This is a genomic window from Mesorhizobium sp. 8 (genome assembly GCF_006351905.1).
GTDB classification, from domain to species: Bacteria; Pseudomonadota; Alphaproteobacteria; order Rhizobiales; family Rhizobiaceae; genus Mesorhizobium; species Mesorhizobium composti.
This window is the reverse complement of record NZ_CP040914.1, coordinates 4,042,551-4,055,228: the sequence shown is the minus strand read 5'-3', so window position 1 is coordinate 4,055,228 and position 12,678 is coordinate 4,042,551. Positions and strand designations below refer to the sequence as shown.

Here is a 12,678-nt window from a genome sequence, read left to right as displayed (position 1 = left end):
AGCTATCTCGCAACGCCATTGGGCAATTGCCCAAACCATTCCCAAAGGTAGGCGGCAAGTCCGCGGTCGACATGGACGCGCAGCCGGTTGCGCGCGCCGTGGCGATAGACGACCGCATTGACGCCGGCGAACAGCATGGCTGCCGACGGAGACGCCGATTCCGGATCCAGCGTCGTGGCCCGGGCGATGACATCGCCCACCCCCTCCCCTTCGATCTCGAACACATGCAGGGCGGCGTCCATGCGCGTCACGGCGAAGCCTTCGCCGTGCCAGCCCGGCTCGACGGAAAATGGCTTCGACGAGACGGCAAGCAAGCGGTCGCGCGCGACGCGGACCTGCCATGCCGCCCCTTTGGCCAGCGCTAACGCACCAACGCCCTGCCCCATCAGGCCGGACGCGGTGTTCCACGCATCGAGGTCGCCGCTGACCAGCAGTTGGTGGAGGCCGGCGACACTGCGCACCGTAAAGCCCGCACCTTCGATCCGGGCCGAAGCCCAGTCTGGAGCGGCCGGCCAGCGGTCCGCGAGATTGGGAATAAGCTCAGCCATTGAGGCGGTCTCCGGCGGGGTCGAAAGCGCAGGGCGCGGTGATCGTCGCGCGCCGCAGCATGCCCAGATGCTGGATGTCGATCACCTCGCCGTGGCGGGACGCGCCCTGCTCGATCAGCCCCAGCGCGATCGGCCGGCCGAGCGTCGGGCTGAAATAGCTCGAGGTGACGTAGCCGAGGCTGCGCTTGGCACCGCCCCTCCGCTCGATGCCGTGGGCACCGATGCCGAGCGGCGCCTCACCTTCGGCGACGGCGAGCCCGACGAGCTGCTTGCGGTCGGAACGGGTTCCTTCCTCGGTGAACAACGAGCGGCGGCCGACGAATTCGGTGACGCGCTTCTGGCGCGGTCCGGCGACGCCGAGATCGTGCGGCATGGTGGCGCCGTCGGTATCCTTGCCGATGACGATGTAACCCTTCTCGGCGCGCAGGATCATCAGCGCCTCCAGCCCGATCGTCACCGCCTCCAGCGCCCGGCCCTCCTGCTGCATACGCGCCCACAGTGCCTCCGCACGGTCGGCACGGATGGAAACCTCGTAGCTGCGATCGCCGGTGAAGGAGACGCGGGCGATGCGGACTTCCTCGCCGCCGAAGCGGTCATTGGTGATCGCCATATGCGGCAGGCTGGCATCGTCCAGCGACGCACCCAGGTCCAGCGCCTCCAACAGCACCTTCGCGTTCGGTCCGGAGACGGTGAGCGTCGCGTATTGCGCGGTCGCGTTGTGGATATAGACCGCGTCACGGCCGAAACGATCCTGCCGCCATTCCTCCAGCCGCGCATGCACGGCGGCGACATGCGAGGATGAACACGAGACGACAAAGCGGTGCTCGTCGAGGCGCACCAAAATGCCGTCGTCGAACACCACGCCGTTCTCCGACAGCATGAAGCCGTAACGGCAGCGGCCCGGCTTCAGCGTCGACATGGTGTTGTAGTAGATGAAATCGACGAATTCGGCGGCGCGCGGGCCGATCACCTCGATCTTGCCTAGCGTCGAGCCGTCGAACAGCGCCACCGATTGGCGTGCCCGCCGTGCCTCGTCCTGGATCGCAGCGGCGGAACCGCTTCCTGTCCCGCCATAATAGGCCGGCCGCAGCCAGCCGCCATATTCGCGGAAGGACGCGCCTTGCGCGCGATGGACGGTGTCCAGCGGCAGGCGGCGCACCGGCGCCAGCAGCGACTTGCGTCTGGCGCCGACGAGGCTGGTGAAGGGCACCGGCGTGAAGGGCGGGCGATAGGTGGTGGTGCCGACATCCGGGATGCTGCGCCCGGTCGCCTCGGCCAGCAGCGCCAACCCGTTCAAGTTCGAGGTCTTGCCCTGGTCGGTGGCCATACCGAGCGTCGTGTAGCGCTTCAGGTGCTCGACCGAGACGAAGTTCTCGCGCGCCGCCAGTTCGACGTCCTTGGCCGTCACGTCGTTCTGGTAATCGATCCAGACGCGACCCTTGGCTTTCGGCTTCGGCCATGCAGCGCTAGTGTTCAGGCTCGCCTCGACGCCGGTGCTTTTCGGAGCCGGCGATGCCTTGCTCTTCGCGGCAAGTGGGCCGAGCGCGGCGACGCCGCTTTCCAGAACCTTCGACAGCGAGATCGCGCCGGCCAGAGCGCCGCTCGTTCCAATGCCCTCGACCTCGGCTCCGGGCACGAAGGCCGCGAGATCGTCGCGCCAGGCGAGCTTGCCCTTGGCCTGCGAATAGAGATGCACGCTCGGCGTCCAGCCGCCGGACACCAGCACGCAATCGGCAGAAAGCCGCGTGCCGTCGTCCAGCGTCACGCCCTCGACCGCGTTGCGGCCGTGTGCAGCTACCACGGCGCGGCCGGAAAGCATCCGCGCCTTGCCGGCGTCGGCGGAAGCAGCGGGCCGGACATCGACCAGCGTCACCTCGGCACCAGCCTCGGCCATAACGCTCGCCGCCTCATAGGCCCTGTCGTTGTTGGTGGCGACGACGATACGTTCGCCCGCCAGCACGGCATGGCGCTTCAGATATTGCAGCGCGGCGTCGGCGGACAGGATGCCCGGCAGGTCGTTGTTGGCGAAAGGCAGCGGCCGTTCGATGGCGCCGGTCGCCAGCACGATGCGCTTTGGCCGTACCCGCCACAGCGTATCGGGCCGGCCGTCGTCGTGCCGCTGGTTCAGCGCGACCAGATTGTGATCGTAGATACCGAAGGCCGTGGTGTTGGAGAGCAGAACCAGACCGGCCTTCTCCAGCGCGGCCACCGTTTCCGCTGCCCATTGCGCGCCCGGCCTGCCGTCGATCTCGCCCGCACGGTGGCGCAGCGAACCGCCCGGCCGGCTCTGGTCGTCCACCACAAGCACGCTGTGGCCGGCCGCCGCCGCGCTCGCGGCCGTCGCGAGGCCGGCGGGGCCGGCGCCGACCACCAGCACGTCGCAATGACGGTTGATCTGATCCGCCGACCGATCCTGCGCCCAGGCCGGATCGACGGCACCGAGGCCGGCCATGGCGCGGATGCGCGGCTCGAACAGGTGCCAGTCCGGCCACATGAAAGTCTTGTAGTAAAACGCAGCCGGTATGAAGCGCGAAAAGCGGTCGAGGAAGGCGTTGCGGTCCTGCTCGGCGCTCGGCGCGGCATTGACGCTGCGCGCGACAAGCCCGTCCCGCACCGGTTCCGTCGTGGCACGCGCGTTCGGCGTGCGGCGGCCGTCGCGCTCGACGTCGAGCAATGCGTTCGGCTCCTCGACGCCGGCGCCCCAGATGCCGCGCGGCCGGTGATACTTGAACGAGCGGCCGACGATCCGCTGGCCGGACGCCAGCAGCGCCGAGGCGATTGTATCACCGCCGAAACCCTCGACCGTGCGCCCGTCGAAGGTGAATTTCAGCGGGCGCGAGCGGTCGATCTCGCTGCCACCGTGGGGAAGCCGCCGGGCGCTCATGGCTGCTGCTCTGCTTCGCCGAGACTCACCGAGCCGGCGACTTTATGGGTGACGGTGTCGCGTTCCATGGCGAAGAACTCGCCGCAGGTCATGTGCACCCAGATTTCCCTCGTCGCGCCCTTGGGGTTGGCGCGCATGTGGAGATAATCCGCCCAGCGCCCGGCCGGCACCTCGCGTCCGTCGGGCCTGAGGTTGCCGGCTTCGCCGCCATAGTGGAATTCCGCCTCGTCGCGCGGGCCGCAGAAGGGACAGGGAAAGAGCTGCATGGGAAAACCGTCAGTGCGCGATGCCGGAGCCGGCCGCCTCGTCGATCAGGCGACCGGTGGTGAAGCGGTCAAGATCGAAGGGGCGGCTGATGTCGTGATGCTTGCCGGTGGCGAGCAGATGGGCGAGCAGCGTGCCGCCGGCGGGGATCGCCTTGAAGCCGCCGGTGCCCCAGCCGCAGTTGATGAACAGGCCGGGCAGCGGCGTCTCGCCGATGATCGGCGAGGAATCCGGCACCACGTCGACGATGCCGGCCCATTGCCGCATCAGCTTCAGCTGGCCGAGCACCGGGAACATGTCGAGCATGCCGGCGAGCACCCCTTCCAGCACCGGCAGGTTGCCGCGTTGGCCGTAGGAGGGGATGCGGTCGAGCGCGCCGCCGATCACCATCTCGCCCTTGTCCGACTGGCTGACATAGACGCCGGTGTCGGGTGAGATCACAACCGTGTCGAGGATCGGCTTCACCGGCTCCGACACGCAGGCCTGCAAGGCGTAGGAGTTGACCGGCAGCCGGAAGCCGGCCTTACCCGCCAGCACCGAGGAATGGCCGGCAACCGCCATGCCGGTGCGCTCGGCCCGCATCGTCCCTCTCGTCGTCGCCACGCCGCGGCAGCGCCCGCCCTCGATGATGAAGTCGGTGATTTCGCAATTCTGGATGATGTCGACGCCGAGGCGGCTGGCCGCGCGCGCATAACCCCAGGCGACGGCATCGTGGCGGGCGGTGCCGCCGCTTCTCTGGATGGTGCCGCCGAACACCGGGTAGCGGGCGTCCGGCCCCCAATTGTAGATCGGCACCAGCCGCTTCACCTCCTCCAGCGACAACAGCTCGGAATCGATGCCGTTGACCTGTATGGCGTTGAGCGTGCGGGCGGCCGTCTCCAGTCCGTTCTCGCTGTGCGCCAGCGTCAGCACGCCGCGCTGCGACAGCATGATGTTGTAGTTGAGGTCCGCCGACAGGCCCTTGTAGAGCGAATGCGCCAGCCCGTAGATCGCAGCACTTTCGGGATAGAAATAGTTGGACCGCACGACGGTGGTGTTGCGGCCGGTGTTGCCGCCGCCGATCCAGCCCTTCTCCAGCAGCGCGACATTGGCGATGCCGTGGTTCTTCGCCAGATAATAGGCCGTCGCCAGCCCGTGCCCGCCGCCGCCGATGACGATCGCGTCATAGCGCGCCTTCGGCTCAGGCGAACGCCACGCCGGCTCCCAGCCTACCTGGCCCGCGAGCCCTTCCTTGAACAGCGATAGCGCCGAATAGCTGCGTGTCATGCCTGGCCTGCGTCAACGTCCGAGTGATGTTTCGCCGACGAGTGGGGCACAGGCAGCGATCTTTCCAGCCGAAAAGTTGATCGAAACTAGAATTCATAGACACTTATGTCCAGTCATATATCACCAATGAAACCCTCCCGCTTCGGCGGGAGTGATGGGCGATCTCGCAGGCTCGATAAAGTACCGGTGCGCAGATCGCGCCTTGCCGGTTGACACGCGCCGCCAGCCGGTCTCCTGTCGCCCCGGACTGACGGGGCTGGCCGTACCAGCGGCAATTTCGCGGAGTTTTTTGCTGTGACACGGTTTTCTGATCCGCAGCGCATCCAGCGCCTGATCGAGGGGCTGGACCGGTTCACCGCGACGCCCGGCGAGGGAACGACGCGGCTGACCTACAGTCCGGAATTCCGACAGGCCGCCGACTTCCTGCGCGCCGAAATGGAATCCGCAGGTCTCACGGTGCGCGAGGATGGGGTCGGCAATGTCATCGGCCGGCTGGAGGGCAGCAACCCCGATCTCGCTCCGGTCATGATCGGTTCGCATTTCGATTCCGTCCCCAACGGCGGCAAGTTCGATGGACAGGCCGGCGTCGTCGCCGGGATAGAAATCGCGTCCCTGTTCAGGGATCGTGGTCTGATGCCGGAACGGCCGATCGAGTTCATCGGCATGATCGAGGAAGAGGGGACACGCTTCGGCGGCGGAATGGTCGCCTCACGAATCCTGACCGGTCGGCTGGACACGGGAAGCCTCAATGCGCTGCCGGACGACGACGGCATCACCATGGCAGAGGCAATGGCCAGGTATGGGCTTGACCCGGCGCAGGCGCATCGTGCGGTGCTGAAGCCGGGTTCCGTCTACGCCTTCCTCGAACTTCACATCGAGCAGGGTCCGGTGCTGGAGGCGCAAGGCGACGACGTCGGCATCGTCGACCGCGTCGTCGGAATGGCCCAGTTGAAGGTGACGTTCAGGGGACAGGCGGGGCATGCCGGCACCACACCGATGAATGCGCGGCGCGATGCCCTGGTCGGTGCGGTGGCGGCGCTGTCCCAGCTACCGGACCTGGCTCGCGCAATCGGACAGGACGCCGTGCTCACCGTGGGCAAGCTGGAGGTCCATCCCGGCGGCGCGAACGTGATCCCGGATCTCGTGACCTTCACCGTCGATATCCGCGCTCCGAAAGATGCGGTGGTTCGGACGCTCGTCGAGCGAAGCCGTTCCGTCATCGAGCAAGCGGGCGGGAACGGCCTGACGGTCGAGGTCGAGGAGCAACTGTTCGTTTCCCCGGTGCTGCTTTCGGTGGAACTGCACGGTACTTTGACACGCCACGCGGGAACCCTGGGCCTGAAAAGCCGGACCATGGTCAGCGGAGCAGGCCACGACGCGATGATTATGGCCGAATTTGCCCCCACCGGCCTCGTCTTCGTGCCCAGCCGCAACGGCATCTCCCACGCACCCGAAGAATGGACGGATTACGAGCAGCTTGCGCGAGGTGTGGACGTGGTCTTCGCAACCGTCTGCGAACTGACCCTGCCGGAAGGACGACGACGGATCGAATAACACGCGAGGAGGTCGGAGGCAGGTTCCCCGCTGCGCCGGTCCTAGATCGCCGTGCGTCCATTCGGACGCACAAAGGACGATCTAAATTATTGGTAGAGCATCGGAATCACCGAAAACCGGATTCCACTTTTCGGTCCGATGCTCTAGTCAGGCCAGGAAAGGGCCGCCCGGCTGGTTTTGCGGGGCGTCATCAGCGCATAATCGGGCTTCGGGTTTGCCGTCAGCACGCGCTTGAGGACATTGGCGACGATCTCCGCCTCTCCCTCGTGCAGGTTGCAGGGGTCGAGGAAGAAGTGGCCGCGCTCGACCTCATGGTTGCGCACGATGATCGGCGGCTCCGCCAGCGACAGCGCTTTGGCGAGACCTGCCGCCGAATAGCCCGACTCCGGCGACACGGTAATCTCGATGCGGTCCAGCGGGTTGTCGGTCGGGTCGGGAACGATCTCGGCCCTGATCCCCGGCAGGCCGGTCAGCGTGTCCTGCCACAAATGCAGGGCCTCGCTTTCGCGGCGCCGGATGCCGGCATGGTCGCGCTTCTCCCACGCTTCGAGTGCGGCGATCACGCCTGCGATGCTTTCCTTGCCGACCTTCATGCCGCGGCCGATGCCGCGGTTCTGGAGGAAGGCGGCGCGCACGAGGTCCTTGCGGCCGGCGACGATGCCGGTGGTCGGGCCGCCGAGGAACTTGTGGCCGCTATAGATGACGATGTCGGCGCCGTCGCGCAGGAACCGCTGCAGGTCGTATTCGGAAGCGGCGTCGACGATGACCGGCACGCCGGCGGCGTGGCAGATTTCCGCGAACTCGGGCAGCGAGAGCATGCCATACTGGACGGTGTGGTGCGACACCACGTAGAGACCGGCCGCAGTGCGTTCGTTGATCGCGTCGGCGACATGGTAGTCGTTGACGACGCTGACGGTGCCGGCCTCGACGACCTTGCCGCCGCAAAGCCGGATCGCCTGGTCGATGTTGCCGCCGAAGGAAACCATGTGGCCGATCTGCACGATCACCTCGTCCTTGAGGCCCGTGGCGAGATCGGGCAGGCGCTCGATCGCCAGAAGATTCGTGCCGGTCATCGCCCCAGCAAGCGCCAGCGAGATGCCGCTGGCGCAGGAGGCGGTGATGAAGCCTGCCTCGCCGCCCGTCAGCCGGGCGACGACCTTGCTGGCGGCACGATGAAGATCGTCCATCTCGACGAACTGCGGGGCAATCTCTGCCATCGCCGCGATCGCCTCCGGCACGATGATGGAAGCGCCCAGCGCCGTCATCGTTCCCGACACGTTGATGATCGGCCGCAGCCCGAGACGCTCGCGGATCGTCTCGTTGCTGCCGGTTGCGGCGCTGGCGTTGCGGTTATCCATGATTGTCTCCTTCGGCGAAAATCTCGACGATCGCCTCGACTTCTACGGTAATATTGTTGGGCAGAGAGGCGACGCCGATCGACGAGCGCGCATGCACGCCGGCCTCGCCGAAAACCTCGACAAGGACATCGGAACAGCCGTTGATGACCGCCGGGTGCTCGGCGAAGTCGCCGGTGGCGTTGACGAAGCCGAGCAGCTTGACGAACCGCTTGACCCGCGCCAGATCGCCGAGGTGGGCTCTCAGCACCGACAGGATGTTGAGGCCGGTCAGCCGTGCATGCTCGTAGGCCGCCTCGACGGTAACGTCGCGGCCCACCTTGCCTTTTTGAAGAACGCCGTTGCGGTCGAGCGGCCCCTGCCCGGACACGTAAAGGACGTTGCCGACCTGCAGGACGTTGCGGAACGTCCCGATCGGCGTGGGAACCGGCGGCAGCTGAAGGCCGCGCGCGGCAATCTGGTCGTTGGCAGGCATGGGCTAACCGTTCGTCTTAATGCAAATGACTGGTTCTGAAACGCGACAGGAAGGCATCCAGCCGCTGGTTGGAGCCGGCTTGCGCCATCAGTTCCTTCGGCGGCCCTTCGGCAGCCACCTTGCCGTCGTCCATGAAGACGATGCGGTTGCTGGCGTCGCGCGCGAAGGCGATCTCGTGCGTCACCATCAGCATGGTCATGCCTTCCTCGGCGAGCTGGCGCACGACGTCGAGGACCTCGTTGACCAGTTCCGGGTCGAGCGCCGAGGTGATCTCGTCGAGCAGCAGGATCTTCGGCTCCATGGCGACGGCCCGGGCGATGCCGACGCGCTGCTGCTGGCCACCGGACAGTTCCGACGGCAGGTTGTCGATGCGGTGGTCAAGACCGACGCGCTTGAGCCAATGTTCGGCGATCTCGCGCGCTTCCTGCTTGGGCTTGCGGCGCACCTTGGTGAGGCCGAGCATGACGTTCTCAGCCGCCGTCAGATGCGGAAAAAGATTGAAGCTCTGGAACACCATGCCGGTTTCGGCGCGCATGCGGGCAAGGTCGGTCTCGCCCCGCCGCTGGCGGTTGCCGCCGTCGCGGTAGCCGACTTCCTGCCCGTCGATCCGGATCGAGCCTTCCTCGTAGGTTTCGAGGAAATTGACGCAGCGAAGCAAGGTGGTCTTGCCGCTGCCGGACGGGCCGATGATCGCGACCGCCTCGCCCTTGTTGACGGCCATGTCGATGCCCTTGAGGATGTTTGCCTGGCCGAAGGACTTGCGCAGATCGTCGATCTTGAGAAGCGGCTGCTGGTTTGCGTTCATGGTCTCAGTCCCGGATATAAGCGTAACGCCGTTCCACGAACCGGCTGGTGAGCGAGAGCGAATAGTTGATGGCGAAGTAGATGAAAGCGCCGAGCAGGTAGAGCGGCATGGCCTCGTAGGTGCGGCCGATCACCTCGTTGATGGACTGCATCAGGTCGACGATGCCGAGCAGCGAGATCAGCGCGCTGCCCTTGACCGCGTCGGTCACGCCGTTGATCCACGGCGGCAGGAAGCGGCGCACGGCCTGCGGGAAGATGACGTAGCGCAGGCGCTGCACGAAGGTCAGGCCGATGGCCTTGCCGGCCTCCATCTGCCCCTTGGGGATGGAGGAAATGGCGCCGCGCACATATTCGATCACCTGCGCGCCCTTGAACAAGGTCAGCGCGACGACGCCAGCCCAGAACGCATCGATGGCAATGCCCAGCGGCGGGAAGCCGTAATAGACGACGAAGATCAGCACCAGGATCGGAATGCCGCGGATGCAGTCGCTGAAAAGCCGCACCAGCCATTGCACCGGCCGGGGGCCGTAGACCAGCCCGACGCCGAGCACGAGGCCGCCGGCGAGCGAGAACACCACCACCAGCGCCGACACCCAAAGGGTGATGAGAAAACCTTGCAGCAGGAACGGCAGGGCATAGAGGATCGTGGCCATGCTCAGCGCTCCACCTTGAAGCGGCGCTCGACCTGCCTGAGACCGAACAGGATGCCGTAGCCCGTCACCAGGTACATGATCGTCGTGACGATATAGACCTCGACGATGCGGAACGTGTTGAAGTTGATCCACTGCGCGCCGTAGGTCAGCTCGGGCACGGCGATGACGGAGGCGACGGACGTGTCCTTGAACAGCGAGATGAAGGTGTTCGACAGCGCCGGCAGGGTGATCCTGGTCATCGTCGGCAGGCGCACGTAGAGCAGCCGCTGCCAGGGCGTCAGGCCGATCGCCTTGCCGGCGTCCAGCTGCCCGCGCGGCACAGCTTCCAGGCCGGAGCGGAAGACCTCCACCAGATAGGCGCCCGAATAGAGCGACAGCGTACCGATGAAGGAAGCTGTGGGGCTGTAGGCGAAATCGACGACCGTCGGGATGCCGTAGAAGACGATGTAGACCAGAAGGATCAGCGGCACGTTGCGGATGAACTCGACATAGGCCGAGATCGCCGCGCGCACCACCTTGCCGGCGGAAACGTACCAGACGGCGAGGAGAAGCCCGATGACGGCGCCGATCAGGATCGACAGCACCGCCAGCTCCAGACTGAGGATCAGCCCCTGCCAGAGCTTGTCGAAGTGACGCCAGATCAGATTGAAATTAAGGTGGTAGCCCATCGGGCCTCGCTGCTTCCTCGTGCGGCGGACGCCTCCCGGCCGCCATCGCGGCCGGGAGGCGAGGCGATCAGATGGTCGGGAAGCCCGGCTTGCGCACCGGCGGCTCCATGCCGAAATAATCCTTGAAAGCCTTGTCGTAGAGTTCGTTCTGGTGGCCGAACATGGCGATATTGAAGGCCGTGTTGACGAATTGCAGCCAGTCGAGATCGCCCTGCCGCACGCCACCGCCGTAAAGCATGCTGTTCCACTGCATGCCGGCGTCGAAATAGCGGTCCGGATTCTTCGAGACCAGCCAGCGCACGTTGGAAAGATCGACCGCCGAAGCGTCGGCGCGGTTGGATTCGAGCGCCTGGAAGACGTTGGCCTGGGTATCGATCTGCATCACCTGTGCTTCGGGAAGCACCTTGTGCACCGTCGTCTCGGCGTCGACGTTCTGCAGGATGGCGATGCGCGCGCCGCTGCCCTTGGCCTTGAGTTGGTCGTAAGTCTTGGCCGCGGAGTCCGGCTTGGTCATCAGTGCCACGCCCTCGACATAGTAGGGGCGGGTGAAATTGATGAGCTGCGCGCGGGCACCCGAGATCGTCATGAACTGGAGCGTGATGTCCACCTTGTTCGTGACGATGTTGGGGATGCGCTGCTGCGCGTCCTGCTTGACGAACTCGACCTTGGACGGATCGTCGAACAGCGCCTGGGCGATGATGCGGCCCATGGTGATGTCCATGCCGACGAGTTCGCCGGCGTCGTTCTCGAAGTGCCACGGCGCGTTGGTGCTGCCGGTGCCGACGATCAAATGGCCGCGGTCGAGCACGGTGCGCAGCAGGCTGTCGCTGGCGGCCTGCGCGGCCGCCTGTTTGGGATCGAGCAGGACCGAGGCCGAAAGCGCGCCGAGCGCCGCACCTCCAAGTCCGAGCTTCAGAAAATCGCGGCGTTCAGTTCCTTCGGTCATCGATGTCTCCTCATGGGTTGGCACGTTCACGATCTGGCGGTCTTGAATAGTCTTATATATTGGACTACTTTCTTATATTAGAGACGGTAACCTATTCCATACGGCTTGGCAATCGAGATCAGCGAAAATGGACCAGCCCCAAATGGACCGACCTTTGACGGACAAGACCCCTCCGGCGAAGACCCGCGTGGCGCGGGGACCGCGCGAACGCGGCGTCGACAGGGTTCTGAAGCTGTTTTCCTTCCTCCAGTCGAACGGAGGGCCTGCCCGGCTGGCGGAATTGCCGCACGCTCTCGGCGCGCCCAAATCGACGATCTACGATCTGGTGAACATCCTGTCCGAGGCGGGACTGCTGGAGGTGCGCGGCAAGGAGAGCAACGTCTATTTCGGCAAGTTGATCTATCTTTACGGGGCAAGCTATCTGCGCGCCAACGACATCGTCGCGCGCGGACGCGAAATGGTCGACGCGCTGGCAAAGGAGACGGGCGAGACGAGCGAGCTTTGCACGCGCCTGCACGGCAAACAGGTGATCGTCCACGCTCGCCCCGGCTCGCGGCCGCTGCGCATCAGCTCCGAAATCGGCTCGCGCATCCCCTTGCCATGGACCGCGTCCGGCAGGCTGATGCTGTCGCAAATGCCGTTGGCGGAAATCTCGGCGATCCTCGAACCTGAGGACCGGACGATGCCCGACGGCAAACCCGTCGACATCGCCGCATTCGTTGCGGAATGTCATGCCCACACGCAGCTGCCGCTGGCCAGGACGGTGGGCATGATCAGCCGTTTCACGCAATGTCTTGCCGCGCCCATCACCAACCAGGCCGGGCAGGTGGAAGCAACGATCTGCTTTGTCCTGCCCATCGATATCCCGGAAGAAAAGATGCGCATGCTGGAAGCGAAGCTGCTGGAGGCTTCGGAAGCAATCTCTCTGGGCGGGGACGCGTTGCGCTGACACTGGAGCGCGGCCAGTGTGGCCACAAAGGCACCCGAAAGCAGTTTTGTCCTGTCGTCGTTGATTTCCTTATCTCCACGTCCGGCCATCGGCTGTTAACCGCGCCCCGACTTCGTCGCATGCACGACTTGGGGATGCCGACGACCGTCGATCTCCAACGATTGCGCGGATCGTTGACGCCGGCGGCCATTGCCGCTTTTCTCAGATAGTGGGTAGCGATGACGGCGGCGCGACCCTGGCACTACGACTGTGCCGGATTCCAGTCTCTGGAACAGCAATATTTGGATGGCCAATCGAACAAAGCGCCCTATA

At 65.4% G+C, this 12,678-nt stretch carries 12 protein-coding genes; 2 read left to right on the top strand and 10 right to left on the bottom strand.

All coding sequences use genetic code 11. From position 1 onward, the window contains the following. Nucleotides 1-2: 2 nt before the first annotated feature. The 4 genes from FGU64_RS19545 to FGU64_RS19530 are packed head-to-tail and all read right to left on the bottom strand — an operon-like array spanning nt 3 to nt 4,962. The gene (locus FGU64_RS19545) at nt 3-548 is read right to left on the bottom strand and encodes a hypothetical protein (protein WP_246671155.1); all 546 of its coding nucleotides are present in this window, start codon (nt 546-548) and stop codon (nt 3-5) included. Then, a complete protein-coding gene (locus FGU64_RS19540) occupies nt 541-3,432 on the bottom strand; it encodes a sarcosine oxidase subunit alpha family protein (protein ID WP_139954666.1) in 2,892 nt (963 codons plus the stop codon). Before FGU64_RS19540 ends, FGU64_RS19545 begins: the two co-directional genes overlap by 8 nt. Continuing rightward, on the bottom strand, nt 3,429-3,698 hold the full coding sequence (locus FGU64_RS19535; protein WP_139954665.1) for a sarcosine oxidase subunit delta: 270 nt from the start codon (nt 3,696-3,698) through the stop codon (nt 3,429-3,431). Before FGU64_RS19535 ends, FGU64_RS19540 begins: the two co-directional genes overlap by 4 nt. A 10-nt stretch (nt 3,699-3,708) precedes the next feature. After that, on the bottom strand, nt 3,709-4,962 hold the full coding sequence (locus FGU64_RS19530; RefSeq protein WP_139954664.1) for a sarcosine oxidase subunit beta family protein: 1,254 nt from the start codon (nt 4,960-4,962) through the stop codon (nt 3,709-3,711). 294 nt (nt 4,963-5,256) lie between these two features. Here FGU64_RS19530 and FGU64_RS19525 point away from each other — a divergent pair, with 294 nt between their 5' ends. After that, nucleotides 5,257-6,516 (top strand): Zn-dependent hydrolase, encoded by a 1,260-nt coding sequence (locus FGU64_RS19525; protein WP_139954663.1) that lies wholly within the window; start codon nt 5,257-5,259, stop codon nt 6,514-6,516. Nucleotides 6,517-6,659: 143 nt separating this feature from the next. Here the strand turns inward: FGU64_RS19525 and FGU64_RS19515 are convergent, their stop codons facing one another. The 6 genes from FGU64_RS19515 to FGU64_RS19490 all read right to left on the bottom strand — a co-directional run bounded on the left by FGU64_RS19515 (nt 6,660) and on the right by FGU64_RS19490 (nt 11,417). Then, nucleotides 6,660-7,874, bottom strand: coding sequence for an aminotransferase class V-fold PLP-dependent enzyme (locus FGU64_RS19515; protein WP_139954662.1), 1,215 nt, complete (start codon nt 7,872-7,874; stop codon nt 6,660-6,662). Beyond that, the gene (locus tag FGU64_RS19510) at nt 7,867-8,346 is read right to left on the bottom strand and encodes a RidA family protein (RefSeq protein WP_136358620.1); all 480 of its coding nucleotides are present in this window, start codon (nt 8,344-8,346) and stop codon (nt 7,867-7,869) included. Before FGU64_RS19510 ends, FGU64_RS19515 begins: the two co-directional genes overlap by 8 nt. Nucleotides 8,347-8,362: 16 nt before the next feature. Next, nucleotides 8,363-9,151: an amino acid ABC transporter ATP-binding protein gene (locus FGU64_RS19505; RefSeq protein WP_139954661.1), complete on the bottom strand. Its 789-nt coding sequence runs from the start codon at nt 9,149-9,151 to the stop codon at nt 8,363-8,365. A gap of 4 nt (nt 9,152-9,155) precedes the next feature. Continuing rightward, the gene (locus FGU64_RS19500) at nt 9,156-9,803 is read right to left on the bottom strand and encodes an amino acid ABC transporter permease (protein WP_139954660.1); all 648 of its coding nucleotides are present in this window, start codon (nt 9,801-9,803) and stop codon (nt 9,156-9,158) included. Between the two features lie 2 nt (nt 9,804-9,805). Next, nucleotides 9,806-10,471: an amino acid ABC transporter permease gene (locus FGU64_RS19495; protein WP_139954659.1), complete on the bottom strand. Its 666-nt coding sequence runs from the start codon at nt 10,469-10,471 to the stop codon at nt 9,806-9,808. A gap of 67 nt (nt 10,472-10,538) precedes the next feature. After that, on the bottom strand, nt 10,539-11,417 hold the full coding sequence (locus tag FGU64_RS19490) for a transporter substrate-binding domain-containing protein (protein ID WP_136358628.1): 879 nt from the start codon (nt 11,415-11,417) through the stop codon (nt 10,539-10,541). A 142-nt stretch (nt 11,418-11,559) separates the two neighbouring features. Here FGU64_RS19490 and FGU64_RS19485 point away from each other — a divergent pair, with 142 nt between their 5' ends. After that, nucleotides 11,560-12,366 (top strand): IclR family transcriptional regulator, encoded by an 807-nt coding sequence (locus tag FGU64_RS19485; protein ID WP_180375573.1) that lies wholly within the window; start codon nt 11,560-11,562, stop codon nt 12,364-12,366. The last annotated feature ends 312 nt before the right edge of the window (nt 12,367-12,678 follow it).